At 56.3% G+C, this 25,484-nt stretch carries 27 protein-coding genes; 21 read left to right on the top strand and 6 right to left on the bottom strand.

The window, feature by feature from the left end; genetic code table 11:
- The first annotated feature begins 7 nt into the window (after positions 1-7).
- From eutJ to eutR, 9 genes are all read left to right on the top strand, one after another.
- A complete protein-coding gene (gene eutJ, locus ACQ0PY_RS16925) occupies positions 8-847 on the top strand; it encodes an ethanolamine utilization protein EutJ (protein ID WP_042999884.1) in 840 nt (279 codons plus the stop codon).
- Positions 837-2,024, top strand: coding sequence for an ethanolamine utilization ethanol dehydrogenase EutG (eutG, locus tag ACQ0PY_RS16920; protein WP_042999885.1), 1,188 nt, complete (start codon positions 837-839; stop codon positions 2,022-2,024). The genes eutJ and eutG overlap by 11 nt, the downstream gene beginning before the upstream one ends.
- 123 nt (positions 2,025-2,147) lie before the next feature.
- Positions 2,148-3,374, top strand: a complete 1,227-nt coding sequence (gene eutH / locus ACQ0PY_RS16915) for an ethanolamine utilization protein EutH (protein ID WP_042999886.1) — start codon at positions 2,148-2,150, stop codon at positions 3,372-3,374.
- Positions 3,371-4,774: an ethanolamine ammonia-lyase reactivating factor EutA gene (eutA, locus tag ACQ0PY_RS16910; RefSeq protein ID WP_109740459.1), complete on the top strand. Its 1,404-nt coding sequence runs from the start codon at positions 3,371-3,373 to the stop codon at positions 4,772-4,774. The genes eutH and eutA overlap by 4 nt, the downstream gene beginning before the upstream one ends.
- An 11-nt stretch (positions 4,775-4,785) precedes the next feature.
- Positions 4,786-6,147, top strand: coding sequence for an ethanolamine ammonia-lyase subunit alpha (gene eutB, locus ACQ0PY_RS16905; RefSeq protein WP_042999888.1), 1,362 nt, complete (start codon positions 4,786-4,788; stop codon positions 6,145-6,147).
- A 20-nt stretch (positions 6,148-6,167) separates the two neighbouring features.
- Complete coding sequence (gene eutC / locus ACQ0PY_RS16900; RefSeq protein ID WP_042999889.1) at positions 6,168-7,061, top strand: ethanolamine ammonia-lyase subunit EutC; 894 nt, start codon at positions 6,168-6,170, stop codon at positions 7,059-7,061.
- A 9-nt stretch (positions 7,062-7,070) separates the two neighbouring features.
- Positions 7,071-7,730 carry an ethanolamine utilization microcompartment protein EutL gene (gene eutL / locus ACQ0PY_RS16895; protein WP_042999890.1) on the top strand — a complete coding sequence of 220 codons (660 nt, stop codon included), beginning with the start codon at positions 7,071-7,073 and terminating at the stop codon, positions 7,728-7,730.
- 12 nt (positions 7,731-7,742) lie between these two features.
- Positions 7,743-8,249 (top strand): ethanolamine utilization microcompartment protein EutK, encoded by a 507-nt coding sequence (eutK, locus tag ACQ0PY_RS16890; RefSeq protein WP_044258365.1) that lies wholly within the window; start codon positions 7,743-7,745, stop codon positions 8,247-8,249.
- A gap of 47 nt (positions 8,250-8,296) precedes the next feature.
- Positions 8,297-9,349, top strand: a complete 1,053-nt coding sequence (eutR, locus tag ACQ0PY_RS16885; RefSeq protein ID WP_042999892.1) for an HTH-type transcriptional regulator EutR — start codon at positions 8,297-8,299, stop codon at positions 9,347-9,349.
- Between the two features lie 57 nt (positions 9,350-9,406).
- Here eutR and hemF read toward each other — a convergent pair whose 3' ends face one another.
- Both hemF and amiA read right to left on the bottom strand, forming a co-directional pair.
- Positions 9,407-10,306, bottom strand: a complete 900-nt coding sequence (gene hemF / locus ACQ0PY_RS16880; RefSeq protein WP_058586934.1) for an oxygen-dependent coproporphyrinogen oxidase — start codon at positions 10,304-10,306, stop codon at positions 9,407-9,409.
- Between the two features lie 2 nt (positions 10,307-10,308).
- A complete protein-coding gene (gene amiA, locus ACQ0PY_RS16875) occupies positions 10,309-11,178 on the bottom strand; it encodes an N-acetylmuramoyl-L-alanine amidase AmiA (protein ID WP_042999894.1) in 870 nt (289 codons plus the stop codon).
- 211 nt (positions 11,179-11,389) lie between these two features.
- Between amiA and ACQ0PY_RS16870 the strand changes: the two genes are divergently transcribed.
- The 10 genes from ACQ0PY_RS16870 to cysM all read left to right on the top strand — a co-directional run bounded on the left by ACQ0PY_RS16870 (position 11,390) and on the right by cysM (position 19,837).
- Positions 11,390-11,815 carry a GNAT family acetyltransferase gene (locus ACQ0PY_RS16870; protein WP_042317665.1) on the top strand — a complete coding sequence of 142 codons (426 nt, stop codon included), beginning with the start codon at positions 11,390-11,392 and terminating at the stop codon, positions 11,813-11,815.
- Positions 11,802-12,251: a DUF2919 domain-containing protein gene (locus ACQ0PY_RS16865; protein WP_109740458.1), complete on the top strand. Its 450-nt coding sequence runs from the start codon at positions 11,802-11,804 to the stop codon at positions 12,249-12,251. The genes ACQ0PY_RS16870 and ACQ0PY_RS16865 overlap by 14 nt, the downstream gene beginning before the upstream one ends.
- 60 nt (positions 12,252-12,311) lie before the next feature.
- On the top strand, positions 12,312-12,887 hold the full coding sequence (locus tag ACQ0PY_RS16860; protein ID WP_109740457.1) for an RpoE-regulated lipoprotein: 576 nt from the start codon (positions 12,312-12,314) through the stop codon (positions 12,885-12,887).
- 95 nt (positions 12,888-12,982) lie between these two features.
- Positions 12,983-13,882: a Dyp-type peroxidase gene (locus tag ACQ0PY_RS16855; RefSeq protein WP_061069799.1), complete on the top strand. Its 900-nt coding sequence runs from the start codon at positions 12,983-12,985 to the stop codon at positions 13,880-13,882.
- Positions 13,883-14,061: 179 nt separating this feature from the next.
- Complete coding sequence (ucpA, locus tag ACQ0PY_RS16850) at positions 14,062-14,853, top strand: SDR family oxidoreductase UcpA (protein WP_044327215.1); 792 nt, start codon at positions 14,062-14,064, stop codon at positions 14,851-14,853.
- A 154-nt stretch (positions 14,854-15,007) separates the two neighbouring features.
- Positions 15,008-16,024 (top strand): thiosulfate/sulfate ABC transporter substrate-binding protein CysP, encoded by a 1,017-nt coding sequence (cysP, locus tag ACQ0PY_RS16845; RefSeq protein ID WP_044258375.1) that lies wholly within the window; start codon positions 15,008-15,010, stop codon positions 16,022-16,024.
- Positions 16,024-16,857, top strand: a complete 834-nt coding sequence (cysT, locus tag ACQ0PY_RS16840; protein WP_042999900.1) for a sulfate/thiosulfate ABC transporter permease CysT — start codon at positions 16,024-16,026, stop codon at positions 16,855-16,857. Before cysP ends, cysT begins: the two co-directional genes overlap by 1 nt.
- Positions 16,857-17,732, top strand: a complete 876-nt coding sequence (gene cysW / locus ACQ0PY_RS16835) for a sulfate/thiosulfate ABC transporter permease CysW (RefSeq protein ID WP_042999901.1) — start codon at positions 16,857-16,859, stop codon at positions 17,730-17,732. Before cysT ends, cysW begins: the two co-directional genes overlap by 1 nt.
- A complete protein-coding gene (cysA, locus tag ACQ0PY_RS16830; protein ID WP_044258378.1) occupies positions 17,722-18,816 on the top strand; it encodes a sulfate/thiosulfate ABC transporter ATP-binding protein CysA in 1,095 nt (364 codons plus the stop codon). The genes cysW and cysA overlap by 11 nt, the downstream gene beginning before the upstream one ends.
- A 109-nt stretch (positions 18,817-18,925) precedes the next feature.
- Entirely contained in the window at positions 18,926-19,837 is a 912-nt protein-coding gene (gene cysM, locus ACQ0PY_RS16825; protein ID WP_044268303.1) for a cysteine synthase CysM, read from the top strand.
- A 32-nt stretch (positions 19,838-19,869) separates the two neighbouring features.
- Here cysM and ACQ0PY_RS16820 read toward each other — a convergent pair whose 3' ends face one another.
- Both ACQ0PY_RS16820 and ptsJ read right to left on the bottom strand, forming a co-directional pair.
- Positions 19,870-20,586: a type 1 glutamine amidotransferase gene (locus tag ACQ0PY_RS16820; protein WP_058586930.1), complete on the bottom strand. Its 717-nt coding sequence runs from the start codon at positions 20,584-20,586 to the stop codon at positions 19,870-19,872.
- Positions 20,587-20,599: 13 nt separating this feature from the next.
- The gene (gene ptsJ / locus ACQ0PY_RS16815; RefSeq protein ID WP_109740456.1) at positions 20,600-21,895 is read right to left on the bottom strand and encodes a MocR-like B6 salvage transcription factor PtsJ; all 1,296 of its coding nucleotides are present in this window, start codon (positions 21,893-21,895) and stop codon (positions 20,600-20,602) included.
- 82 nt (positions 21,896-21,977) lie between these two features.
- Between ptsJ and pdxK the strand changes: the two genes are divergently transcribed.
- A complete protein-coding gene (gene pdxK / locus ACQ0PY_RS16810; protein WP_042999905.1) occupies positions 21,978-22,844 on the top strand; it encodes a pyridoxine/pyridoxal/pyridoxamine kinase in 867 nt (288 codons plus the stop codon).
- Positions 22,841-23,080, top strand: a complete 240-nt coding sequence (locus ACQ0PY_RS16805) for a hypothetical protein (RefSeq protein ID WP_042999906.1) — start codon at positions 22,841-22,843, stop codon at positions 23,078-23,080. Before pdxK ends, ACQ0PY_RS16805 begins: the two co-directional genes overlap by 4 nt.
- A 106-nt stretch (positions 23,081-23,186) precedes the next feature.
- Here the strand turns inward: ACQ0PY_RS16805 and crr are convergent, their stop codons facing one another.
- Together crr and ptsI are read right to left on the bottom strand one after the other, a co-directional pair.
- A complete protein-coding gene (gene crr, locus ACQ0PY_RS16800) occupies positions 23,187-23,696 on the bottom strand; it encodes a PTS glucose transporter subunit IIA (RefSeq protein ID WP_000522253.1) in 510 nt (169 codons plus the stop codon).
- Positions 23,697-23,736: 40 nt separating this feature from the next.
- Positions 23,737-25,464 carry a phosphoenolpyruvate-protein phosphotransferase PtsI gene (gene ptsI, locus ACQ0PY_RS16795; protein ID WP_042999907.1) on the bottom strand — a complete coding sequence of 576 codons (1,728 nt, stop codon included), beginning with the start codon at positions 25,462-25,464 and terminating at the stop codon, positions 23,737-23,739.
- Positions 25,465-25,484 lie beyond the last annotated feature (20 nt).

Below are 25,484 nucleotides of genomic sequence, written 5' to 3'. Positions count from 1 at the left end.
ATGAATGATGGCGCACGACGAAGAAAATTGGCTCACGCCAAGACTGCAAAAAGCCGCTGACCTGTGTAATCAGGCGCCTGCGACGAGCGATTCCGCGCTGTGGCTGGGTGTTGATCTCGGCACCTGCGACGTGGTGTCGATGGTTGTCGACGGTGACGGACAGCCGGTCGCGGTGTGTCTTGACTGGGCTGACGTCGTGCGCGACGGCATCGTCTGGGATTTCTTCGGTGCGGTCACTATTGTGCGCCGCCATCTCGATACGCTCGAACAACAGCTCGGCAGCCGGTTTACCCACGCGGCGACGTCGTTCCCGCCGGGCACCGACCCGCGCATCTCCATCAACGTGCTGGAATCTGCCGGGCTGGAGGTCAGCCATGTGCTGGATGAACCAACCGCGGTCGCCGATCTGCTGCAACTGGATAACGCCGGTGTCGTGGATATCGGTGGCGGCACGACCGGGATCGCCATCGTCAAACAGGGCAAAGTGACGTACTCGGCGGATGAAGCGACGGGCGGCCACCACATTTCGCTGACGCTGGCCGGAAACCGGCGCATCGAACTGGAAGAGGCCGAGCAGGTCAAGCGCAGCAACGCGCAGGAGATTTGGCCGGTGGTGAAACCGGTCTACGAAAAAATGGCGGAGATCGTTGCTCGTCATATCGAAGGACAAGAAATAGCCGATTTATGGCTGGCGGGCGGCTCTTGTATGCAACCGGGCGTAGAGGCGTTGTTTCGCCAGCGCTTTCCTGAACTCCAGGTACATCTGCCCCGGCATAGCCTGTTTATGACACCGCTGGCGATCGCCAACAGCGGGAGAGAGAAAGCGGAGGGAATCTATGCAAGCTGAATTGCAGACGGCGCTCTTTCAGGCATTCGATACCCTGAATCTGCAACGCATGAAAACGTTCAGCGTACCGCCGGTCACGCTGTGCGGGCTCGGGGCGCTCAGTTCCTGCGGACAGGAAGCGCAATCGCGAGGCTTAAGCCATCTGTTCGTGATGGTCGACAGTTTCCTGCATCAGGCGGGGATGACCGCGTCGTTAGAGCGCAGTCTGGCGATGAAAGGCGTGGCGATGACGGTCTGGCCGTGTCCGATGGGTGAGCCGTGCATCACCGACGTCTGCGCAGCGGTCGCCCAATTGCGCGAGTCAAAATGCGACGGCGTTGTTGCCTTTGGCGGCGGTTCGGTGCTGGATGCGGCAAAAGCTGTCGCCCTGCTGGTGACGAATCCACATCAGACGCTGGCCCAGATGACGGAATACAGCAGCTTACGCCCGCGACTGCCGTTGATTGCTGTCCCCACCACCGCCGGAACCGGATCGGAAACCACTAACGTAACGGTGATTATCGACGCGGCGACAGGACGCAAGCAGGTGCTGGCACATGCGACGCTGATGCCGGACGTGGCAATCCTTGATGCCGCGCTGACTGAAGGCGTACCGCCTCATGTGACGGCAATGACCGGGATTGATGCGCTGACGCACGCGGTTGAGGCATACAGCGCGCTGAATGCCTCGCCGTTTACCGACAGCCTGGCGATTGGCGCAATTGCAATGATTGGCAAATCGCTGCCGAAAGCGGTGGGCTACGGTCACGACCTCGCCGCACGGGAGAGCATGCTGCTGGCCTCCTGCATGGCAGGAATGGCGTTTTCCAGCGCCGGGCTGGGGCTGTGTCATGCGATGGCGCATCAGCCTGGTGCCACATTGCACATTCCGCACGGCCAGGCGAACGCCATGCTGCTGCCAACGGTGATGGGCTTTAACCGTATGGTGTGTCGCGAACGCTTTAGCCATATCGGACGCGCCTTGACCAATAAGAAAGCAGACGATCGCGACGCTATCGCCGCCGTCAGCGAACTGATTGCGGAGGTGGGCCTGAACAAACGGCTCGCTGATGTCGGCGCAAAACCAGAACACTACAGCGTCTGGGCGCAAGCCGCGCTGGAGGATATTTGTATACGCAGCAACCCACGCACCGCCACGCAGAGCAACATTATCGAGTTGTACGCGGCGGCACAATAAAAGCATACCAGGACGTAGGCCAGATAAGGCGTTCGCGCCGCCATCCGGCAAAACGCGACATCATTGCCTGATGACGCTGCGCTTATCCGGTCTACGAAAAACCTGGCAAATGGAGATAAGGGTATGGGAATTAACGAAATCATCATGTACATCATGATGTTCTTTATGCTGATTGCCGCCGTGGACAGGATCCTGTCGCAGTTCGGCGGGTCGGCGCGTTTCCTCGGGAAGTTCGGCAAAAGTATTGAGGGATCCGGCGGTCAGTTCGAAGAAGGGTTTATGGCGATGGGCGCTCTGGGACTGGCGATGGTCGGTATGACCGCGCTGGCGCCGGTGTTAGCCAAACTGCTCGGGCCGGTGATTATTCCGCTGTATGAAATGCTTGGCGCGAACCCATCCATGTTCGCCGGAACGCTGCTGGCGTGCGATATGGGCGGCTTCTTCCTTGCCAAAGAGCTGGCGGGTGGCGACGTCGCGGCGTGGCTCTATTCGGGATTGATTCTGGGGGCAATGATGGGGCCCACCATCGTGTTCTCTATCCCCGTTGCGCTGGGCATTATTGAGCCGTCTGACCGCCGTTATCTGGCGCTTGGGGTGCTGGCAGGCATTGTCACGATCCCTATCGGCTGTATTGCCGGTGGTCTGGTCGCGATGTATTCGGGCGTTGAGATCAACGGACAACCGGTCGAATTCACCTTCGCGCTGATCCTGATGAACATGATCCCGGTGATTATCGTCGCCGTGCTGGTGGCGCTGGGATTGAAATTCATCCCGGAAAAAATGATCAACGGCTTCCAGATCTTCGCCAAATTCCTCGTTGCGCTGATCACCATTGGTCTCGCCGCGGCAGTCATCAAGTTCCTGCTGGGCTGGGAGCTGATCCCCGGTCTCGACCCCATCTTTATGGCACCTGGCGACACCCCCGGTGAAGTGATGCGCGCCATTGAAGTGATCGGTTCTATCTCCTGCGTGCTGCTCGGGGCGTATCCGATGGTGCTGTTACTGACCCGTTGGTTTGAGAAACCGCTGATGCGCGTCGGAAGCCTGTTGAAAATCAACAATATGGCAGCAGGCGGCATGGTGGCGACACTGGCGAATAACATCCCGATGTTCGGCATGATGAAGCAGATGGATACCCGCGGCAAAGTGATCAACTGCGCCTTCGCCGTCTCCGCAGCCTTCGCGCTGGGTGACCACTTAGGCTTCGCGGCGGCCAATATGAACGCCATGATCTTCCCGATGATTGTCGGCAAATTGATTGGCGGTGTTACGGCGATTGGCGTGGCCATGATGCTGGTGCCAAAAGATGAAAACGTTCCGGCAGAAACGGAAGTGGAGGCGCAATCGTGAACACGCGCCAGCTATTGAGCGTCGGTATCGATATCGGCACCACGACCACGCAGGTGATCTTCTCGCGCCTGGAATTGGTTAACCGTGCGGCAGTGTCGCAGGTGCCCCGTTACGAATTCATCAAACGCGACATTAGCTGGCAAAGCCCGGTCTTCTTTACCCCCGTCGATAAGCAGGGCGGGTTACGGGAGGACGACCTTAAAGCGCTGATCCTCGCGCAGTATCAGTCGGCGGGGATCGCGCCGGAATCGGTTGATTCAGGAGCCATCATCATCACCGGCGAGAGCGCGAAAACCCGCAACGCGCGCCCGGCGGTGATGACGCTCTCCCAGTCGCTCGGTGACTTTGTGGTTGCCAGTGCCGGACCGCATCTGGAATCGGTGATTGCCGGTCACGGCGCCGGGGCGCAAACCCTGTCTGAACAGCGGATGTGCCGGGTGCTGAACATCGACATCGGCGGCGGCACTTCGAACTATGCGCTGTTTGATGCCGGAAAGGTGAGCGGCACCGCCTGTCTGAACGTCGGCGGGCGTCTGCTGGAGACCGACGGTCAAGGGCGCGTCGTACATGCCCATCAACCCGGTCAGAAGATTGTCGATGAGGTATTCGGGGTGGGTACCGATGCCCGTTCACTGACCGTCGCGCAGTTAGGGCTGGTGGCGCAGCGGATGGCGAGTCTGATCGTAGAAGTGATCGACGGCGCGTTGTCGCCGCTGGCGCAAACGCTGATGCAAACCGGGTTACTGCCAGCGGACGCGAAGCCGGAGGTCATCACCCTGTCCGGCGGCGTGGGAGAGTGCTATCGCAATCTGCCTGCCGATCCGTTCTGCTTTTCTGATATTGGGCCGCTGCTGGCGACGGCGCTGCATGAGCATCCGCGTCTGCGTGCGATGAACGTGCAGTTTCCGGCGCAGACCGTGCGCGCCACGGTGATTGGCGCAGGGGCGCACACGCTGTCGCTCTCGGGCAGCACCATCTGGCTGGAAGGGGTTCAGTTGCCGCTGCGCAATCTGCCGGTGGCGATCCCGATGGATGACGCCGATCTGGTTGGCGCGTGGCAACAGGCGCTGATGCAGCTCGATCTGGATCCACAGACTGACGCATACGTACTGGCGCTTCCCGCCTCGTTGCCGGTGCGTTACGCCGCATTACTTACGGTCATCGACGCGCTGCTGGCCTTCATCGCGCGTTACCCGAATCCGCATCCCCTGCTGGTGGTGGCCGAGCAGGACTTTGGTAAAGCGCTGGGCATGCTGTTGCGCCCACAGTTACAGCAACTCCCGCTGGCGGTCATTGACGAAGTGATTGTCCGGGCGGGCGACTATATCGACATTGGTACGCCTTTGTTTGGCGGATCGGTTGTGCCGGTGACGGTGAAATCACTCGCATTTCCTTCCTGAGGGAACGACTTATGAAACTAAAGACCACATTGTTCGGCAATGTTTATCAGTTTAAGGATGTAAAAGAGGTGCTGGCAAAAGCCAACGAACTGCGTTCGGGGGATGTGCTGGCCGGCGTTGCGGCGCAAAGCTCGCAGGAGCGTGTCGCGGCGAAACAGGTGTTGTCGGAAATGACGGTGGCGGATATTCGCAACAACCCGGTGATTTCCTATGAAGAGGATTGCGTCACGCGCCTGATTCAGGACGATGTCAACGAAACGGCCTACAACCGCATTAAGAACTGGAGCATCAGCGAGCTGCGTGAGCATGTGCTGAGCGATGACACCTCGGTTGATGATATTGCCTTTACGCGTAAAGGACTGACCTCGGAAGTGGTGGCGGCAGTGGCGAAGATCTGCTCTAACGCCGATCTGATCTACGGCGGCAAGAAAATGCCGGTGATCAAAAAGGCCAACACCACGATCGGTATTCCGGGCACCTTCAGCTGTCGTCTGCAGCCGAACGATACCCGTGATGATGTGCAGAGTATTGCCGCGCAAATCTACGAAGGGCTCTCTTTTGGTGCCGGCGATGCGGTGATTGGCGTCAACCCGGTGACCGACGATGTGGAGAACTTAAGCCGCGTACTGGACACGGTTTATGGGGTGATCGACAAGTTCAACATCCCGACCCAGGGCTGTGTGCTGGCGCACGTTACCACGCAGATTGAAGCGATCCGTCGCGGTGCGCCGGGTGGACTGATCTTCCAGAGTATCTGCGGCAGTGAAAAGGGCTTAAAAGAGTTCGGCGTAGAGCTGGCAATGCTGGACGAAGCGCGTGCGGTAGGGGCGGAGTTTAACCGGATCGCTGGAGAAAACTGCCTGTATTTCGAAACCGGACAGGGCTCGGCGCTTTCCGCCGGGGCGAACTTCGGGGCGGACCAGGTAACGATGGAAGCACGTAACTACGGCCTGGCGCGTCATTACGATCCATTCCTGGTGAACACCGTGGTGGGCTTTATCGGGCCGGAGTATCTCTACAATGACCGCCAGATTATTCGTGCCGGTCTGGAAGATCACTTTATGGGCAAGCTGAGCGGCATCTCGATGGGCTGTGACTGCTGCTACACCAACCATGCCGATGCCGATCAGAACCTCAACGAAAACCTGATGATTCTGCTCGCCACCGCGGGCTGTAACTACATCATGGGTATGCCGCTTGGCGACGACATCATGCTCAACTACCAGACCACTGCCTTCCACGATACGGCGACCGTACGCCAGTTGCTGAATCTGCGTCCGTCGCCGGAGTTTGAACGCTGGCTGGAAACGATGGGCATTATGGCAAACGGTCGCCTGACCAAACGGGCGGGCGATCCGTCACTGTTCTTCTGATGACGCGGGGATGACAAACAATGGATCAAAAACAGATTGAAGAAATTGTACGCAGCGTAATGGCGTCAATGGGACAGACACAGCCGCAGACCGCCGCCCCGTCGCAGTCCTGCGACAAACCTCAGTGTGCGGCACCGTCGACTACAGAGAGCTGCGCGCTGGATTTAGGCTCCGCTGAAGCAAAAGCCTGGATTGGCGTGGAGAACCCGCATCGCGCAGAGGTGCTGACCGAACTGCGGCGCAGTACCGCAGCGCGCGTTTGCACCGGGCGTGCCGGTCCGCGTCCACGCACTCAGGCGCTGCTGCGTTTTCTCGCCGACCACTCACGCTCAAAAGACACCGTACTGAAAGAGGTGCCGGAAGAGTGGGTAAAAGCGCAGGGACTGCTGGAAGTGCGTTCGGAAATCAGCGACAAAAATCTCTACCTGACGCGCCCGGATATGGGCCGCCGTTTGAGTCAGGAAGCCATAGAGGCGCTGAAATCGCAGTGCGTCGCAAATCCGGATGTTCAGGTGGTGGTGTCTGACGGCCTGTCTACCGATGCGATCACCGCGAACTATGAAGAGATCCTGCCCCCGCTGCTGTCCGGTCTGAAGCAGGCCGGACTGAAGGTCGGGACACCGTTCTTTGTCCGCTATGGCCGCGTGAAGATTGAAGACCAGATCGGCGAGATCCTCGGAGCGAAAGTGGTGATTCTGCTGGTCGGTGAACGTCCAGGACTGGGGCAGTCGGAGAGTCTCTCCTGCTACGCGGTCTATTCACCGCGCGTGGCGACGACGGTGGAGGCCGACCGTACCTGTATTTCCAACATCCACCAGGGCGGTACGCCGCCGGTAGAAGCCGCTGCTGTCATCGTGGATTTGGCCAAACGCATGCTGGAGCAGAAAGCGTCCGGCATTAACATGACCCGTTAAGGAGGCATCATGCCAGCATTAGATTTGATTCGACCGTCGGTCAGCGCGATGCGCGTGATTGCTTCCGTGAACGACGGGTTTGCACGCGAACTTAAATTACCGTCGCATATACGTAGCCTCGGTCTCATCACGGCAGATTCTGATGACGTGACGTATATTGCCGCAGACGAAGCGACAAAACAGGCGATGGTTGAAGTGGTGTATGGCCGTTCGCTGTACGCCGGGGCGGCCCATGGGCCATCGCCGACAGCCGGTGAAGTGTTGATTATGTTGGGCGGTCCAAACCCGGCGGAAGTGCGCGCCGGGCTGGATGCGATGGTGGCGCATATCGAAGGCGGCGCGGCGTTCCAGTGGGCGAACGATGCGGAAAACACCGCGTTCCTGGCGCATGTGGTGTCGCGTACCGGCTCTTATCTGTCGTCAACGGCAGGGATCGCGCTGGGCGATCCGCTGGCTTATCTGGTGGCACCGCCGCTGGAAGCAACGTATGGCATTGATGCGGCAATGAAATCCGCCGATGTTCAACTGGTGACCTACGTGCCGCCTCCGTCAGAAACTAACTACTCGGCGGCGTTTTTGACCGGTAGCCAGGCTGCCTGTAAAGCTGCCTGTAATGCCTTTGCCGATGCGGTTCTGGACATCGCCCGTAATCCTGTTCAGCGCGCGTAACGGAGGTCATCAATGATCAATGCACTGGGGTTACTGGAAGTGGAGGGCATGGTTGCCGCCGTGGACGCGTCGGATGCCATGCTGAAGGCGGCTAATGTCAACCTGCTGAGTCATGAAGTGCTTGACCCGGGCAAAGTGACGCTGGTGGTGGAAGGCGATCTGGCGGCGTGTCGTGCGGCGCTGGATGCCGGAAGCGCCGCAGCACAGCGGACAGGCCGCGTCATCAGCCGCAAAGAAATTGGTCGGCCAGAAGACGACACCCAGTGGCTGATCGGCGGATTTAAGCGCGCGTCGAAATCCCCTGAGCAGAAGATAGCGCCGAAGCCTGAAGCACCTGTACGGTCTGAATACGCCGACGCGCTGCTGGCGCAGCTCGCTACAGCGCGTCAGGGAATGACGGCAGGAGAGGTCGCCGCGCACTTTGGCTGGCCGCTTGAAGAGGCCAGAAACGCACTGGAACAGCTCTTCACTGACGGGGCGTTGCGTAAACGCAGTAGTCGCTATCGCTTAAAAAATTAACCTGTCGGAGGGCCGGGCGTCTTACCAGGCGTCCGGCATAAAAGATCATGAAAAAGACCCGTTCAGCCAGTTTGCACCATCTTTATCATGAAGCGTTACCCGAAGACGTTAAACTCACGCCAAAGGTGGAAGTGGACAACGTTCACCAGCGGCGGACCACGGATGTTTATGAGCACGCCCTGACCATCACTGCCTGGCAGCAGATTTACGATCAACTGCATCCGGGGAAGTTTCATGGTGAATTCACGGAAATCTTGCTCGATGACATTCAGGTTTTTCGCGAATACACCGGACTGGCGCTGCGTCAGTCATGCCTGGTGTGGCCGAATTCGTTCTGGTTTGGCATTCCGGCCACGCGGGGCGAGCAGGGATTTATTGGCGCACAGTGTCTCGGCAGCGCCGAGATTGCGACCCGCCCGGGCGGTACGGAGTTCGAGCTGAGCACGCCGGATGATTACACGATTCTCGGGGTAGTGATTTCAGAGGATGTGATTTCCCGTCAGGCACAGTTTTTACATAATCCGGAAAGGGTGCTGCATATGCTGCGCAACCAGTCGGCGCTGGAGGTCAAAGAGCAGCACAAGGCGGCGCTGTGGGGCTTTGTCCAGCAGGCGCTGGCGACTTTTAGCGAGAACCCGGAGAATCTTCATCAACCCGCAGTGCGTAAGGTGCTGGGGGATAATCTGTTGTTGGCGATGGGCATGATGCTGGAGGACGCGCATCCTATCAACTCGGCGGAGAGTATCAGCCACCAGGGCTACCGCAAACTGCTCTCCCGGGCGCGTGAGTATGTGCTGGAAAATATGTCGGAGCCGCTGACGGTACTCGACCTCTGCAACCAGCTTCACGTCAGCCGTCGTACGTTGCAGAATGCATTTCACGCCATTTTGGGGATTGGACCGAATGCGTGGCTGAAAAGGATCCGCCTGAATGCGGTGCGACGGGAATTAATCAGCCCGTGGTCGCAGAGTACCACGGTCAAGGATGCGGCAATGCAGTGGGGGTTCTGGCATTTAGGGCAGTTCGCCACCGACTACCAGCAATTGTTTGCCGAGAAGCCGTCGCTGACGTTGCACCAGCGTATGCGCCAGTGGATGTGATGAACGCAGGCTGCAATGGATTGTAGGCCTGGTAAGGCGTAAGCCGCCATCAGGCAATTACACCCACTCACGCACCTGAATAAAATCGCTGAGAGCGGCCTCCGGGCTGCCAGCGTCCGGCTGCCAGTCGTATTCCCAACGCACCAGCGGCGGCATCGACATCAGGATGGATTCCGTGCGCCCGCCGGTCTGAAGCCCAAACAGGGTGCCACGATCCCACACCAGATTAAACTCCACGTAACGACCGCGACGATAGAGCTGGAAGTTACGCTCACGTTCACCCCAGCTCATCGCCTTGCGGCGCTCAACGATCGGCAGATACGCCTCGGTATAGCCTTCGCCGACGGCCTGCATGAAGGCGAAACAGTGGTCAAAATCTGGCGTGTTCAGATCGTCAAAAAACAGCCCGCCGATGCCACGCTGCTCGTTGCGATGTTTGAGGAAGAAATAGTCATCGCACCACTTTTTGTAACGTGGATAGACATCGTCGCCAAACGGCTGACACAGATCGCGCGCGGTGCGATGCCAGTGAATGGCGTCTTCTTCAAAGCCGTAGTAGGGCGTTAAGTCAAAACCGCCGCCAAACCACCAGACCGGGTCGGCACCCGGCTTTTCGGCAATAAAAAAACGCACGTTGGCATGGCTGGTGGGAATATAAGGGTTAAGCGGGTGCACGACCAGCGACACGCCCATCGCTTCAAAACTGCGTCCTGCCAGTTCCGGGCGATGAGCCGTGGCCGATGCTGGCATGGCGTCACCGTGTACGTGAGAAAAATTGACGCCAGCCTGTTCGAAGATGCCGCCGTTACGCAGCACCCGACTCCGTCCGCCGCCGCCCGCGTCACGCTGCCAGCTATCTTCGACAAACTCCGCGCCGTCAATGGCGGTGAGCTGCTGGCAAATGGCATCCTGCAAGTTCAGCAGGAACTGTTTTACGCGTAGAGCATCGGGTTTCATGATTACCGTTTCTTCGAATGGGCTTTCTGATTATCAAACCAATGGAAATAGCTGATCACACCATTAGCGATGGCGGTGGCGATCTTCTGACGAAATGCCGTGGTGCCCAGCAGTCGCTCCTCTTCCGGATTGGTGATGAACGAGGTTTCAACCAGTACCGACGGGATTGACGGTGATTTTAGCACCACAAACGCCGCCTGTTCCGTATTCCGGCTGTGCAGTTTATGTACCGGTTTGATCTTCCTGAGAATATGTGACCCCAGCGTCAGGCTGTTTTTGATGGTATCCGTCTGTACCAGGTCAAAGAGCACCTGTTGCAACAGGTGATCCTTGTCGGTCGTTTTCTTACCGGCGACTTCGTCGGCGCGGTTTTCGCGGTCGGAAAGGTATTTCGCCATGGCGCTACTGGCCCCGCGATTGGAGAGGGCAAACACCGACGCGCCCGCCGCACTGGGATTGGTAAAGCCGTCCGCGTGGATTGACATAAACAGATCCGCGCCGTGCTTGTGGGCGATTTCGACGCGGTCGTACAGGGGAATAAAGGTATCGCCCGAACGCGTCAGGCGGCAGTCGATCCCCTGACTGCGTAAAATGGAACGCACATTTTTCGCAATCGCCAGCACAACATGCTTTTCTTTGGAGCCGTTGCGGCCAATGGCGCCGGTGTCGATACCGCCGTGGCCAGGGTCCAGCACGACAATGCGCTTGCCACCTGATTTTTTCGTGGCAGGCTGACTGTGACCATTGCTGGTTTTCAGTGGGGCTTCTTTGGCTGTGGCATTCGCCATCCCTGTTAATGTCAGCGCCGCCAGTCCGGCTTTCAGCACCTGACGGCGCGATGTGAGAGTTTTTAGCGGTTTAAAAGTGCTCATACGGCCTGAGTTGTAAAAAAAAGAGTCCTGATGTTATATCGTATCGCGTAATCCGTTACGACGCTTGATGTTGAGAATTGTTTTACTTTTCATTTCAATACGTGACAATCCGCTATTATGCCATTTTTTCCGCCGTTTCGCGTCAGATATTGGCTAAATGGGGCGTTCGCGCCATAATCGGAGTTTTAACCTTGAAAAGGGCCTCAATACCATGGAGATACGCGTTTTTCGCCAGGAAGATTTCGAAGAGGTGATCACCCTCTGGGAGCGCTGCGATTTGTTGCGTCCGTGGAATGACCCGGAAATGGATATCGAGCGGAAGGTGAACCATGACGTTAGCCTGTTTCTCGTTGCGGAAGTAAACGGGGAAGTGGTAGGGACGGTGATGGGCGGCTACGACGGTCATCGCGGATCGGCCTATTATCTTGGCGTGCACCCGGAATTTCGCGGTCGCGGCATCGCCAATGCGCTGCTTAACCGGCTTGAGAAAAAACTCATTGCGCGCGGTTGCCCGAAGATTCAGATCATGGTGCGTGAAGATAACGACGTGGTGTTGGGGATGTATGAACGACTCGGCTATGAGCATTCCGACGTGCTGTGTCTCGGAAAACGCCTGATCGAAGATGAAGAATATTGAGTTTCATCCTGCAGATTACGATGGCCACGGCCATTTGCGTCTGCCCTTTTTGTTCTGGCTTGTGCTGCTGCTTCAGGCGCGGACCTGGGTGCTGTTTGTGATTGCCGGTGCTTCTCGCGAGCAGGGCACTGCGCTGCTGAATCTGTTTTATCCCGATCACGACAACTTTTGGCTGGGGCTGCTACCCGGCATTCCTGCCGTGCTCGCATTTTTACTGAGCGGGCGACGTTACACTTTTCCGCGTTTATGGCAGGCATTGCGACTGCTATTGATTGTTGCGCAGGTGGTGCTGCTCTGTTGGCAGCCCGTTCTCTGGTTCAATGGCGATCCTGTCAATGGCGCGGGTCTGGCGCTGGTGGTGGCGGATATCGTGGCGCTTTTGTGGCTATTGACCAACCGACGGATGGGCGCCTGTTTTACTCTGGAGAAAGAATAACGGAACTTTTTGGTGAAGCCGGACTCCAGGTAACGTTGATCATTAATGAAAGGAAGTGAGATGAAATCGCTGCGTGTAGTGTTATGTGCTATGCCGCTGGTGCTGGCCGGCTGTTCGACGCTGTCGTCGGTAAACTGGTCTGCCGCCAATCCGTGGAACTGGTTTGGTTCATCGACAGAAGTAACCGAACAGGGCGTTGGCGCACTCACGGCATCGACGCCGCTAAATGAACAGGCCATTGCCGATGCGCTGGACGGCGACTATCGCCTGCGCAGTGGCATGAAGACCGAGAATGGCAATGTGGTGCGCTTTTTCGAAGCCATGAACGGCGACAAGGTGGCGATGGTCATTCACGGCGAGCAGGGAAACATCAGCCGCATTGATGTCCTGGATAGCGGGATTCCTTCCAGCGCGGGCGTTGAAATTGGCACACCGTTTAGCGACCTCTACAGCAAAGCGTTCGGCAATTGTCAGCCTGCCAGCCACGCTGAGCAGAGCGCAGTAGAATGTAAAGCCGAAGGCAGTCAACACATCAGCTATCTCTTTACCGGTGAATGGAAGGGGCCTGAAGGGTTAATGCCGCCGGACGATACGCTGAAAGCGTGGAAAGTGAGCAAAATTATCTGGCGTCGTTAATTTGCGTCTGAACAAACCCTCGAACGTAAAAACAGGGTAAAATAACGCCCATCAATGCCACGATTGCGTGGCATTCTCATTTTTCAGGAGGAATGATGTCTCAGGTTCAGAGTGGCATTTTGCCAGAGCATTGCCGTGCGGCGATTTGGATTGAAGCGAATGTAAAAGGCGACGTTGATGCCCTGCGTGGTGCCAGCAAAGCGTTCGCCGATAAACTGGCGACCTTCCAGGCGACATTCCCGGACGCCCATCTGGGTGCGGTCGTGGCCTTCGGCAATAACACCTGGCGCACCCTGAGCGGCGGAGTGGGGGCTGAAGAGCTGAAAGACTTTATCCCTTACGGTAAAGGCCTGGCCCCGGCGACCCAGTACGATGTGCTGATCCACATTCTTTCTCTGCGTCACGATGTGAACTTCTCTGTCGCTCAGGCGGCGATGGAAGCCTTCGGCGATTGCATTGAGGTCCAGGAAGAGATCCACGGTTTCCGTTGGGTGGAAGAGCGTGATCTCAGCGGCTTTGTCGACGGTACGGAAAACCCGGCAGGGGAAGAGACGCGCCGCGAAGTGGCGGTCATCAAAGACGGCGTGGATGCGGGTGGCAGCTACGTCTTTGTTCAGCGCTGGGAACACAATCTGAAGCAGCTCAACCGCATGAGTATTCACGATCAGGAGATGATGATCGGGCGTACCAAAGAAGCCAACGAAGAGATCGATGGCGACGATCGCCCGGTAACGTCGCACCTGAGCCGTGTGGATCTGAAAGAAGATGGCAAAGGGCTGAAAATTGTTCGCCAGAGCCTGCCATACGGCACCGCCAGCGGCACTCATGGTCTCTATTTCTGCGCCTACTGTGCGCGTCTGCATAACATTGAACAGCAACTGCTGAGCATGTTTGGCGACACCGACGGCAAACGTGACGCCATGCTGCGCTTCACCAAACCGGTGACCGGCGGGTATTACTTTGCGCCGTCGCTGGACCGTTTGCTGGCACTGTAATTTTCCGCTTACGCACGTCGCTACGACCAGCATAAAAATAGTGTCCCCGCCCCGGCGGGGATGATTTTTATCTAAGATTTACCTTAATTAGTGAGCTGTTCCTCAGCACGTATCCTTTTTTCCTGTATTTTCAATGTTAATGGAGTGTGAGACTTCATATTCACAAGGAGAGCATTGAAATGGGTAAACTCACGGGCAAAACAGCATTGATTACGGGCGCATCACAGGGCATTGGCGAAGGCATCGCCAAAGTGTTTGCCCGGCATGGGGCGAACTTAATCTTGCTGGATATCTCCGATGAGATTGAAAAGCTGGCGGATGAACTCGGTGGCCGCGGGCATCGCTGTACGGCGGTGATTGCGGATGTGACCGATCCCGCCTCCGTGGCGGCGGCGTTGAAGAAAGCGAAAGAGGTGGAAGGCCGCATCGACATTCTGGTCAACAATGCAGGCGTCTGCCGTCTGGGCAGCTTCCTCGACATGAGCGACGAAGATCGCGACTTCCACATTGATGTGAATATCAAAGGCGTCTGGAACGTGACCAAAGCGGTCCTGCCGGAGATGATTAAGCGTAAAGACGGACGCATCGTGATGATGTCCTCGGTCACTGGCGATATGGTCGCCGATCCGGGCGAAACGGCCTATGCGTTGTCGAAGGCCGCGATTGTCGGGCTGACCAAATCGCTGGCGGTGGAGTACGCCCAGTCGGGGATTCGCGTGAATGCGATTTGCCCGGGCTACGTGCGTACCCCGATGGCGGAAAGCATTGCGCAGCAGTCTAACCCGGACGATCCGGAAGCAGTGCTGACCGAAATGGCGAAGGCGATCCCGCTGCGTCGACTGGCCTGCCCGCTGGAAGTGGGTGAACTGGCCGCCTTCCTGGCGTCGGATGAATCCAGCTATCTCACGGGCACGCAAAACGTGATTGACGGCGGCAGCACGTTACCGGAGACCGTCAGCGTCGGAATCTGACGACCACACAACCCCTTCTGACCATCAGGAGGGGTTTCTCTTATTCCCTTTTCAACTTTCAAATCAGTAAACGGTATATAAAACCGTTACTCCTTTCACACTCGTTATAAATATTATGGCTATTAGAAAGTCATCAAATTTATAAGGGTGCGCAATGGCCGTTAACTTACTGAAAAAAAGATATCTGACGCTGGTGGCGTCGTTGTTACTGGTCGGTCAGGCGCAGGCGACGGAGCTATTGAACAGCTCGTACGACGTCTCCCGAGAACTGTTTGCCGCCCTCAACCCGCCGTTTGAACAGCAGTGGGCGAAAGATAACGGCGGCGATAAGCTGACGATTAAACAGTCGCACGCGGGCTCCTCAAAGCAGGCGCTGGCAATTTTACAGGGACTGAAAGCCGACGTCGTGACCTACAATCAGGTGACCGATGTGCAGATCCTGCATGACAAAGGCAAGCTGATTCCGGCTGACTGGCAAAGCCGTCTGCCGAACAACAGCTCACCGTTTTACTCCACGATGGGATTCCTGGTACGTAAAGGCAACCCGAAGAACATTCGCGACTGGAACGACCTTGTCCGTTCTGATGTGAAGCTGATCTTCCCGAACCCGAAAACCTCCGGTAACGCCCGTTACACCTATCTGGCTGCCTGGGGCGCCGCCGATAACGCGGACGGCGGCGATAAAGCCAAAACCGAACAGTTCATGACCCAGTTCCTGAAAAACGTCGAAGTGTTTGATACCGGCGGTCGCGGTGCGACCACGACGTTTGCTGAGCGCGGACTGGGCGATGTGCTGATTAGCTTTGAGTCCGAAGTGAACAACATTCGCAAACAGTATGAAGCGCAGGGTTTTGAAGTGGTTATCCCGAAAACCAATATTCTGGCTGAGTTCCCGGTTGCCTGGGTGGATAAAAATGTGCAGGCCAACGGCACCGAGAAAGCGGCGAAAGCCTATCTGAACTGGCTGTACAGCCCGCAGGCGCAAACCATCATCACGGACTACTACTACCGCGTGAACAACCCGGAGGTGATGGACAAGCTGAAAGATAAATTCCCACAGACCGAACTGTTCCGCGTGGAAGAGAAATTTGGCTCCTGGCCTGAGGTGATGAAAACCCATTTCACCAGCGGTGGTGAACTGGACAAACTGCTGGCGGCGGGGCGTAAGTAATGTTTGCAGTCTCCTCCCGACGCGTATTGCCTGGCTTTACTTTAAGCCTGGGCACCAGCCTGCTGTTCGTTTGCCTGATTTTGCTGCTGCCGCTCAGTGCGTTAGTGATGCAACTGGCACAGATGAGCTGGGCGCAATACTGGGATGTGATTACCAATCCGCAGGTGGTTGCTGCCTATAAAGTGACGCTATTGTCGGCGTTTGTAGCGTCGATTTTTAACGGTGTGTTTGGCCTGCTGATGGCGTGGATTTTAACCCGCTATCGTTTCCCGGGGCGCACGTTGCTGGATGCGTTGATGGACCTGCCGTTTGCGCTGCCGACGGCAGTTGCCGGTCTGACGCTGGCTTCGCTGTTTTCCGTTAACGGTTTCTACGGCGAATGGCTGGCAAAATTTGATATCAAGGTGACATACACCTGGCTTGGCATTGCGGTGGCGATGGCGTTCACCAGTATTCCGTTCGTGGTGCGTACCGTGCAACCGGTACTCGAAGAGTTAGGCCCGGAATATGAAGAAGCGGCGGAAACCCTGGGCGCCACGCGGCTGCAAAGCTTTCGCAAGGTGGTCCTGCCGGAACTGTCACCTGCGCTGGTGGCCGGTGTCGCGCTGTCGTTTACCCGCAGCCTTGGCGAGTTCGGCGCAGTGATTTTCATCGCCGGTAACATTGCCTGGAAAACGGAAGTCACCTCGCTGATGATTTTTATTCGTTTGCAGGAGTTTGATTACCCTGCCGCCAGCGCGGTTGCCTCGGTGATCCTCGCGGCATCGTTATTGCTGCTGTTTTCAATTAACACCCTGCAAAGTCGCTTTGGCCGACGTGTGGTAGGTCACTAATGGCGGAAGTTACTCAATTGAAGCGTTATGACGCCCCCCGCATCAACTGGGGAAAATGGTTTCTGATTGGCACCGGCATGCTGGTGTCGGTGTTCATCCTGTTGGTGCCGATGATCACCATTTTCGTCCAGGCGTTCAGCAAAGGGGTGATGCCCGTGCTACAGAATCTGGCCGATCCGGATATGCTGCATGCCATCTGGCTGACGGTGTTGATCGCCCTGATTGCGGTGCCGGTGAACCTGGTGTTTGGCGTTCTGCTGGCCTGGCTGGTGACCCGTTTTAACTTTCCGGGCCGCCAGTTGCTGCTGACGCTGCTGGATATTCCTTTTGCCGTCTCGCCGGTGGTGGCGGGGCTGGTGTATCTGCTGTTTTACGGTTCCAACGGCCCGTTGGGCGGCTGGCTGGACGAGCATAATCTGCAAATTATGTTCTCCTGGCCGGGGATGGTGCTGGTGACCATCTTCGTCACCTGTCCGTTTGTGGTACGTGAACTGGTGCCGGTGATGCTCAGTCAGGGCAGTCAGGAAGATGAGGCGGCGATTTTGCTGGGCGCATCCGGCTGGCAGATGTTCCGTCGCGTGACGCTGCCGAACATTCGCTGGGCGCTGCTGTATGGCGTGGTGCTGACTAACGCCCGTGCGATTGGCGAGTTTGGCGCGGTGTCGGTGGTTTCCGGCTCAATTCGCGGCGAAACCCTGTCGCTGCCGTTACAGATTGAATTACTGGAGCAGGACTACAACAGCGTCGGCTCTTTTACCGCTGCGGCGCTATTGACGCTGATGGCGATTATTACCCTGTTTTTGAAGAGCATGTTGCAATGGCGCCTGGAGAATCAGGAAAAACGCGCGCAACAGGAGGAAAATCATGAGCATTGAGATTGCCAATATTAAGAAGTCTTTTGGTCGCACCCAGGTGCTGAACGATATCTCACTGGATATTCCTTCAGGTCAGATGGTTGCCTTGCTTGGGCCGTCCGGTTCCGGTAAAACCACACTACTGCGCATTATTGCCGGGCTGGAACACCAGTCCAGCGGACATATTCGCTTCCATGGTACCGACGTCAGCCGCCTGCATGCGCGCGATCGTAAGGTGGGATTTGTCTTTCAGCACTACGCGCTGTTCCGCCATATGACGGTGTTCGACAACATCGCCTTTGGCCTGAGCGTCCTGCCGCGTCGTGAGCGTCCCAATGCGGCGGCGATTAAAGCCAAAGTGACAACACTGCTGGAGATGGTGCAACTGGCACACCTGGCGGATCGCTTCCCGGCGCAGCTTTCAGGTGGGCAAAAACAACGTGTCGCGCTGGCCCGCGCGTTAGCGGTTGAACCACAAATTCTGTTGCTGGATGAGCCGTTTGGTGCCCTTGATGCGCAGGTGCGTAAAGAGCTGCGCCGCTGGCTGCGTCAACTGCATGAAGAGCTGAAATTCACCAGCGTCTTTGTCACGCATGATCAGGAAGAGGCCACTGAAGTGGCGGACCGCGTGGTGGTAATGAGCCAGGGGAATATTGAACAGGCCGATGCGCCGGATCAGGTCTGGCGTGAACCGGCGACCCGCTTTGTACTGGAATTTATGGGTGAAGTGAACCGCCTGCAAGGCACCATTCGTGGTGGGCAGTTCCACGTTGGCGCACACCGCTGGCCGCTGGGCTATACGCCTGCGTATCAGGGGCCGGTCGATCTGTTCCTGCGTCCATGGGAAGTCGATATCAGCCGCCGTACCAGTCTGGATTCGCCGTTGCCGGTTCAGGTTATTGAAGCCAGCCCGAAAGGTCATTACACCCAATTGGTCGTGCAGCCGCTCGGGTGGTATCACGACCCGTTGACCGTGGTCATGCAAGGGGACGATGCTCCGGTACGCGGCGAGCGTCTGTTTGTAGGCCTGCAAAACGCACGCTTGTATAACGGCAATCAGCGTATTGAACGTCATGATGATGTTGTTTTCGCAGAAATAGCGTAATCTCAGAGCGTTTTTTATGTAGGCCGGATAAGACAGTTATGCTGCCTCCGGCAATACACATTTGCCTGATGGCGCTGGGTTTATCAGGTCTGGGTTGTGGACTGAAATTGTGAACACATTAGAACAAACTATTGGCAACACGCCGCTGGTGAAGCTGCAGCGGTTGACGCCGGATAATGGCAGTGAAATTTGGGTCAAACTGGAAGGCAATAACCCGGCGGGGTCGGTGAAAGATCGTGCCGCGTTATCGATGATTGTTGAAGCGGAAAAACGCGGGGAGATTACGCCTGGTGATGTATTAATTGAGGCTACCAGCGGGAACACTGGCATTGCGCTGGCGATGATTGCGGCCCTGAAAGGCTATCGTATGAAGCTACTGATGCCGGACAACATGAGCCAGGAACGCCGCGCCGCGATGCGCGCCTACGGTGCTGAGCTGATTCTGGTGACCAAAGAGCAGGGGATGGAAGGGGCGCGCGATTTAGCGCTGGAGATGGCTCAGCGCGGCGAAGGCAAGCTGCTGGACCAGTTCAATAACCCTGATAACCCATACGCGCATTACACCACTACGGGGCCGGAAATCTGGCGGCAAACGTCCGGACGTCTCACCCATTTTGTTTCCAGCATGGGGACGACCGGTACTATCACCGGGGTTTCTCGTTTTCTGCGCGAGCAGGCCCGCGCGGTCACTATTGTGGGTCTGCAACCGGAAGAGGGCAGCAGCATTCCGGGGATTCGCCGCTGGCCAGCGGAATACATGCCGGGCATTTTTAATGCTCAGCTTGTCGATCAGGTCGTCGATATTCACCAGCGAGACGCGGAGAACACTATGCGTGAACTGGCGGTACGTGAAGGGATCTTCTGTGGCGTCAGCTCTGGCGGCGCGGTCGCCGGTGCAATACGGATTGCGAAAGCCAATCCGGGCGCGGTGGTAGTGGCGATTATTTGCGATCGCGGCGATCGTTATCTCTCTACCGGCGTGTTTGGCGAAGAGCACTTCAGCCAGGGCGCGGGGATTTAACCCCATTGCCCGGCGATGACCGGGCATGCGGATTAACCCTGACGTTTTTTCACCAGCAGATCCAGGAACTGCCAGAGTTTTTCATTCATTTCCTTATAATCCCATTCGCGCATTTCCGCCTTCGAGCGAATAAAGCGCTTCCCTTTGGCTTCCGCCAGCTCTTGCTCAGAATGTTGAATCAGTCCTTCCACCGCCTCGGCAGTAAATTCCATATGGCACTGGAAGCCGTAGACAAAATTGCCATATTGCACGATCTGTCGTGGACAACCGACGCTTGTGGCAAGCACCGTGGCCTGATCGGTAAGCCCTGGCATGTCGTTATGCCAGTGGCCGACCGTCAGCGGAGAGCCGAAGTGGGCAAGCAACGGATGCTGTTTTCCTGCTTCGGTCAGCGTAATGGGATAGTGACCAATCTCTTTTTCTGGACTCTGGCAGACCCTGGCTCCCAGCGCTTCGCCAATCAACTGTGAACCCAGACAGATCCCGACCACGATCCGACCCGCCGAGATAGCCTGGTTGATCAGGTGTTGTTCAGCCTTTGAGTCAAAATAAGGGCACTCTGCTAGCGTGGTGCGCGGTGACTGCGGGCCGCCAAACACGACCAGCATATCAAAGCCATCGGCGTTGGCCGGAACCGGTTCGCTGTCATAGACGCGGGTCCAGGTGATGTGATGACCGCGCGTTTCAGCCCACGGCAAATAAGCGCCTGCCGATTCAAATGATTCGTGAATAATAAAATGGACGTGCACGGATACTCTCCTGTTATTGGCTCAGCGCCTGATGAAGATGGGCGGCCAGGCGGTTGATGTCGTTGTCATTGAGTGTGGAAAGGGTGATACGCAGACCCTGTGCGGGCGTGTTAACGCCGAAAGCGTCGCCTTCACGCACCAGCCAACCGGATTTCGCCAGCGCGAATGCAACATTCTGGCTGGCTTCGGCAAGGGGTAGCCACAGGTTCAGACCATCGCCGGGGAAAATGTTGTTGATGCCTTGTGCGTGCAGTGCCTGCGCCAGTTTGCGCTGCTGATCGGCGTAAAACTGGCGGGATTCGGCGAGCGTTTGCTGCCAGACGGGGTCTGCCAGACAGGTGTAAACCAGATCCTGCAAAATGTGGCTGACCCACTGACTGCCGGCGTTTAGACGCAGGCGTAATTTTGCTGACGTCGCGGGATCGCTGGCGACAATGGCAAGACGCAGGTCTGGCCCCAGCGTTTTCGACATTGAGCGAACGATCGACCAGTGGAGTGTTTCTGCCGCAATCACCGGATGCCACGCGCAGGCGGAAAGCAGGGCAAAGTGGTCGTCAACAATCACCAGTACCTGTGGGTATCGTGCAAGGATGGCCTGTAATGCGCCAGCGCGTGCGGCGCTTAAACTGCATCCCGTCGGGTTGTGCGCTCGAGGTGTAACGATCACTGCCCGGGCGCCTTTACTCAGCGCCTGTTCGAGCCCCTCTGGTCGCATCCCTTCACTGTCGACGCGCACCGGGCTGGCGCTGAATCCGGCGTATCGCAGCATATTGATACTGCTTAAAAAGCAAGGGTCTTCAACCACCACGCTATCGCCGGGCAGCAGATGGACGCTCAGCAGGCGTTCAATGGCGTCAATTGTGCCGCTGGTGATATCAATTTCACCCGCAGCGGGAACGGCATCCTGCATCCACTGCGTGGCCCAGCGCTTTAGCTCCGGGGAAACCGGCGTGTCACCGTACAGGCGGTGGTCGTGATGACATTTTGCAAAGTAACGGCTCAGGTCCGGCAGGCGAGTCGGGTCAGGATTTCCGCTGGAGAGATCGTGAAGCGGCGTGTGGGGGTCGCCGCCTTCGCGTGCGATGGGCGTCGAGGCGCTTTTAATAACGGTGCCATTGCGGCCACGACTTTGCGCCAGTCCGGATGTCACCAGGCGTTTGTAGGCCGCTGCAACAGTATTGCGATTTACATTGAGTTGCGCAGCCAGTTCCCGTACCGGCGGCAATGTTTCACCTGCAGACAACACGCCGCTGGTGACGTGCTGCCGTATACTGTCAAAGATTTCGCTGGCGGTTTTTCCGTCGATCATTATTGACCTATGACAAAATGAATTTTAGCATATGACGATAATAGTGAGGCACCCGCCCGCTGTCCAGTGAGAGGAGAAGTTAATGGAGCAGGAGAGTGATATTCAGTCAGTGCTCTTCGACGATAAGCATCGGGCGTTGCAGACCGATATTGTCGCCGTTCAGTCACAGGTGGTGTATGGCAGCGTCGGCAATAGCATCGCTGTGCCAGCCATCAAAGCAAAGGGTTTGCGGGTGACGGCGGTGCCTACCGTCCTGTTCAGTAATACTCCGCACTATGACACGTTCTACGGGGGCGTTATTCCGGCCGACTGGTTCCGCGGTTATTTGCTGGCGTTAAGCGAGCGTGATGCGCTGCGCGAGTTAAAGGCTGTGACCACCGGTTATATGGGCAGCGCAGAACAAATCGTGCTGCTGGCGCAATGGTTGCAAAACGTTCGTCAAACGCATCCTGACATTCCTGTTCTGGTCGATCCGGTGATTGGCGATACCGACAGCGGAATGTATGTGAAAGCCGAGATACCGGATGCCTATCGACATCACCTGCTGCCGCTGGCGCAGGGGCTGACGCCGAATGTCTTCGAACTGGAGATGCTCAGCGGTATGCCGTGCCGCACCCTGGAGGAGGCTGTTATCGCGGCGAGATCGCTGCTGACCGACACGCTGAAGTGGATTGTCATCACCAGCGCGCCAGGACAGGACAGTGAAACCATCAATGTGGCGGTGGTCACGGCCCAAACGCTGGATGTGATTGAGCACCCGCGGGTAGAAACCGATCTGAAAGGGACCGGCGATCTGTTCTGTGCCGAGTTGATTAGCGGCATTGTGTTGGGGAAATCGTTGACGCAGGCAACGCAACAGGCCGCGGAACGCGTACTGGCGGTGATGACCTGGACGCAGCAATGCGGATGTGACGAACTGATACTGCCTCCGGCAGGGGAGGCGCGATGAAGAGTTATCGGTTAGTGGTTCGTCAGCAGGGACGTATCGTGGGACATTTTGAAACCAGCGGGCTGAATGCGCTGGAAGATATCTGCGTGGCGCGCGCAATGTTTGGCATCACGGGCGGCTATCAATGTGAACTGTTGGTTTCTGATTCAGAAAAGCGGATGCTGGAGAGCGGGCCGGAAGGGATGAAAATCCTGATGCGTGAAAAGTGTTATCGCCCGGTGACCTCACCATTGTAACCGCGAACTGATGCCGGATGGCGGCGTATGCGCCATCAGGCGGGTTTTGCCATCCGGTAGATAAAAAAATGGCGCCAGAAGGCGCCATTTTTCTCTGCGGCAAGAATTATTTCTTGATGCGGATAACCGGGGTTTCACCCACAGTCACGCTACCGGACAGTTTGATCAGTTCTTTGATTTCGTCCATGTTGGAGATAACAACCGGAGTCAGGGTTGACTTGGCTTTTTCTTCCAGCAGCGGCAGATCGAATTCAATTACCGGGTCACCCACTTTCACACGCTGGCCTTCTTCAGCGATACGCTTGAAGCCTTCGCCTTTCAGCTCAACGGTGTCGATACCGAAGTGAACAAACAGTTCGATACCGCTATCGGATTCGATAGAGAACGCATGGTTGGTCTCAAAGATTTTGCCGATGGTACCGTCAACCGGTGCAACCATCTTATTACCGGTTGGTTTGATAGCGATGCCATCACCCACGATTTTTTCAGCAAAAACGACATCCGGTACGTCTTCGATGTTGACGATCTCGCCAGAGAGCGGTGCAACAATCTCAATAGTTCCGGTGTCTTTCTTATCATCAGAAACCAGAGACTTCAGTTTATCGAACAAACCCATGATCTTCTCCTAAGCAGTAAATTGGGCCGCATCTCGTGGATTAGCAGATTGTTTTTTCTTCAATGAACTTGTTAACCAGCGTCATTAACTCGTCCGTTGTCGGTTGAGCAAGAGCCTGCTCTGCTAACACCTTCGCATCTTCGAAGTTCGTGTTACGGATAATCTTCTTAATGCGCGGGATAGAAATGGCGCTCATAGAGAATTCGTCCAGACCCATCCCCAGCAACAGAAGTGTAGCACGTTCGTCGCCTGCAAGCTCACCACACATGCCAGTCCATTTACCTTCAGCATGAGAAGCATCAATAACTTGCTTGATCAATGTGAGGACAGATGGCGACATTGGCTGGTAGAGATGTGAAATCATATCATTACCACGGTCAACTGCCAGAGTGTACTGCGTTAAATCATTGGTGCCGATACTAAAGAAATCAACTTCTTTGGCTAAATGACGAGCAATCGTTGCCGCAGCCGGTGTTTCCACCATCACGCCAATCTCAATGGTCTCGTCAAAAGCTTTACCTTCGTCACGCAGTTCCTGTTTGTAGATTTCGATCTCTTTACGCAGTGCGCGAACTTCTTCAACAGAGATGATCATCGGGAACATAATGCGCAGTTTGCCGAAAGCAGACGCGCGCAGGATAGCGCGAACCTGATCGCGCAGGATCTCTTTACGATCCATCGCGATACGCACAGCACGCCAGCCCAGGAACGGGTTTTCTTCTTTCGGGAAGTTCATGTACGGCAGCTCTTTGTCGCCGCCGATGTCCATGGTACGCACGATCACCGCCTGAGAGCCACACGCTTCAGCCACGGCTTTGTAAGCTGCAAACTGTTCTTCTTCAGTCGGCAGCGCGTCGCGATCCATAAACAGGAATTCAGTACGGTACAGACCCACACCTTCCGCACCGTTGCGCTCTGCGCCTTCAACGTCACGCACGGTACCGATGTTGGCGCACACTTCAACCTGATGGCCATCCAGGGTGATGGCAGGGAGATCTTTCAGTTTAGCCAGTTCCGCTTTTTCAGTGGCAACTTGCTCCTGAACGGCGCGCAGTTTTTCAATTTCTTCGTTGGTCGGGTTGACGTAAACCTGGTTGTTTACGGCATCCAGAATCAGATAATCGTCGTTTTTCACCTGAGAGGTGACGCTACCGGTACCCACGATGGCTGGCAGTTCCAGAGAACGCGCCATGATAGAGGTGTGGGAAGTGCGGCCGCCCACGTCGGTAATGAAACCCAGCACCTTTTTCAGGTTCAGCTGTGCGGTTTCTGACGGGGTCAGGTCAGCGGCAACCAGGATGACTTCATCCTGAATTGCGCTCAGGTCAATAATTGCCAGCCCGAGGATGTTGCGCAGCAGGCGCTTACCGATGTCACGTACGTCAGCCGCACGTTCTTTCAGGTATTCATCATCCAGTTCTTCCAGGGCAGTGGCCTGACCTTCGATAACTTCATGCGCAGCTGCGTCAGCCGTCATGTGTTTATCTTTAATCAGGGCTATGATTTCCTGCTCCAGCTCCTCATCTTCGAGCAGCATAATATGCCCTTCGAAAATGGCTTCTTTTTCTTCACCGAACGTTTCACCAGCTTTCGTTTTGATCGCTTCTAACTGTGCAGATGCCTTGGCACGACCGCTCAGAAAACGTTCAACTTCCTGATCAACCTTGTCGGCAGAAATTTTTTTCCGGTCAATGACGATTTCGTCTTCTTTCAGCAAAAGTGCTTTGCCGAAAGCGATACCCGGGGATGCTAAAATGCCTGAAATCATAACCCTACCTTACTTGTGAC

It is taken from the genome of Citrobacter sp. LST-B2 (genome assembly GCF_057983045.1).
Note: the sequence above shows the minus strand (reverse complement) of the source record. Positions and strands in the feature narration are given on the sequence as shown.

What these genes read in the sequence shown, in the direction of transcription:
- ptsI (WP_042999907.1), bottom strand. Translation starts at nt 25,464, where the DNA reads ATGATTTCAGGCATTTTAGCATCCCCGGGTATCGCTTTCGGCAAAGCA.
- eutB (WP_042999888.1), top strand. Translation starts at nt 4,786, where the DNA reads ATGAAACTAAAGACCACATTGTTCGGCAATGTTTATCAGTTTAAGGAT.
- eutH (WP_042999886.1), top strand. Translation starts at nt 2,148, where the DNA reads ATGGGAATTAACGAAATCATCATGTACATCATGATGTTCTTTATGCTG.
- amiA (WP_042999894.1), bottom strand. Translation starts at nt 11,178, where the DNA reads ATGAGCACTTTTAAACCGCTAAAAACTCTCACATCGCGCCGTCAGGTG.
- eutR (WP_042999892.1), top strand. Translation starts at nt 8,297, where the DNA reads ATGAAAAAGACCCGTTCAGCCAGTTTGCACCATCTTTATCATGAAGCG.
- ACQ0PY_RS16855 (WP_061069799.1), top strand. Translation starts at nt 12,983, where the DNA reads ATGTCTCAGGTTCAGAGTGGCATTTTGCCAGAGCATTGCCGTGCGGCG.
- eutG (WP_042999885.1), top strand. Translation starts at nt 837, where the DNA reads ATGCAAGCTGAATTGCAGACGGCGCTCTTTCAGGCATTCGATACCCTG.
- ACQ0PY_RS16805 (WP_042999906.1), top strand. Translation starts at nt 22,841, where the DNA reads ATGAAGAGTTATCGGTTAGTGGTTCGTCAGCAGGGACGTATCGTGGGA.
- cysP (WP_044258375.1), top strand. Translation starts at nt 15,008, where the DNA reads ATGGCCGTTAACTTACTGAAAAAAAGATATCTGACGCTGGTGGCGTCG.
- eutJ (WP_042999884.1), top strand. Translation starts at nt 8, where the DNA reads ATGGCGCACGACGAAGAAAATTGGCTCACGCCAAGACTGCAAAAAGCC.
- eutL (WP_042999890.1), top strand. Translation starts at nt 7,071, where the DNA reads ATGCCAGCATTAGATTTGATTCGACCGTCGGTCAGCGCGATGCGCGTG.
- ACQ0PY_RS16865 (WP_109740458.1), top strand. Translation starts at nt 11,802, where the DNA reads ATGAAGAATATTGAGTTTCATCCTGCAGATTACGATGGCCACGGCCAT.
- cysA (WP_044258378.1), top strand. Translation starts at nt 17,722, where the DNA reads ATGAGCATTGAGATTGCCAATATTAAGAAGTCTTTTGGTCGCACCCAG.
- cysT (WP_042999900.1), top strand. Translation starts at nt 16,024, where the DNA reads ATGTTTGCAGTCTCCTCCCGACGCGTATTGCCTGGCTTTACTTTAAGC.
- ACQ0PY_RS16860 (WP_109740457.1), top strand. Translation starts at nt 12,312, where the DNA reads ATGAAATCGCTGCGTGTAGTGTTATGTGCTATGCCGCTGGTGCTGGCC.
- crr (WP_000522253.1), bottom strand. Translation starts at nt 23,696, where the DNA reads ATGGGTTTGTTCGATAAACTGAAGTCTCTGGTTTCTGATGATAAGAAA.
- eutK (WP_044258365.1), top strand. Translation starts at nt 7,743, where the DNA reads ATGATCAATGCACTGGGGTTACTGGAAGTGGAGGGCATGGTTGCCGCC.
- cysW (WP_042999901.1), top strand. Translation starts at nt 16,857, where the DNA reads ATGGCGGAAGTTACTCAATTGAAGCGTTATGACGCCCCCCGCATCAAC.
- ucpA (WP_044327215.1), top strand. Translation starts at nt 14,062, where the DNA reads ATGGGTAAACTCACGGGCAAAACAGCATTGATTACGGGCGCATCACAG.
- ptsJ (WP_109740456.1), bottom strand. Translation starts at nt 21,895, where the DNA reads ATGATCGACGGAAAAACCGCCAGCGAAATCTTTGACAGTATACGGCAG.
- pdxK (WP_042999905.1), top strand. Translation starts at nt 21,978, where the DNA reads ATGGAGCAGGAGAGTGATATTCAGTCAGTGCTCTTCGACGATAAGCAT.
- eutC (WP_042999889.1), top strand. Translation starts at nt 6,168, where the DNA reads ATGGATCAAAAACAGATTGAAGAAATTGTACGCAGCGTAATGGCGTCA.
- ACQ0PY_RS16870 (WP_042317665.1), top strand. Translation starts at nt 11,390, where the DNA reads ATGGAGATACGCGTTTTTCGCCAGGAAGATTTCGAAGAGGTGATCACC.
- hemF (WP_058586934.1), bottom strand. Translation starts at nt 10,306, where the DNA reads ATGAAACCCGATGCTCTACGCGTAAAACAGTTCCTGCTGAACTTGCAG.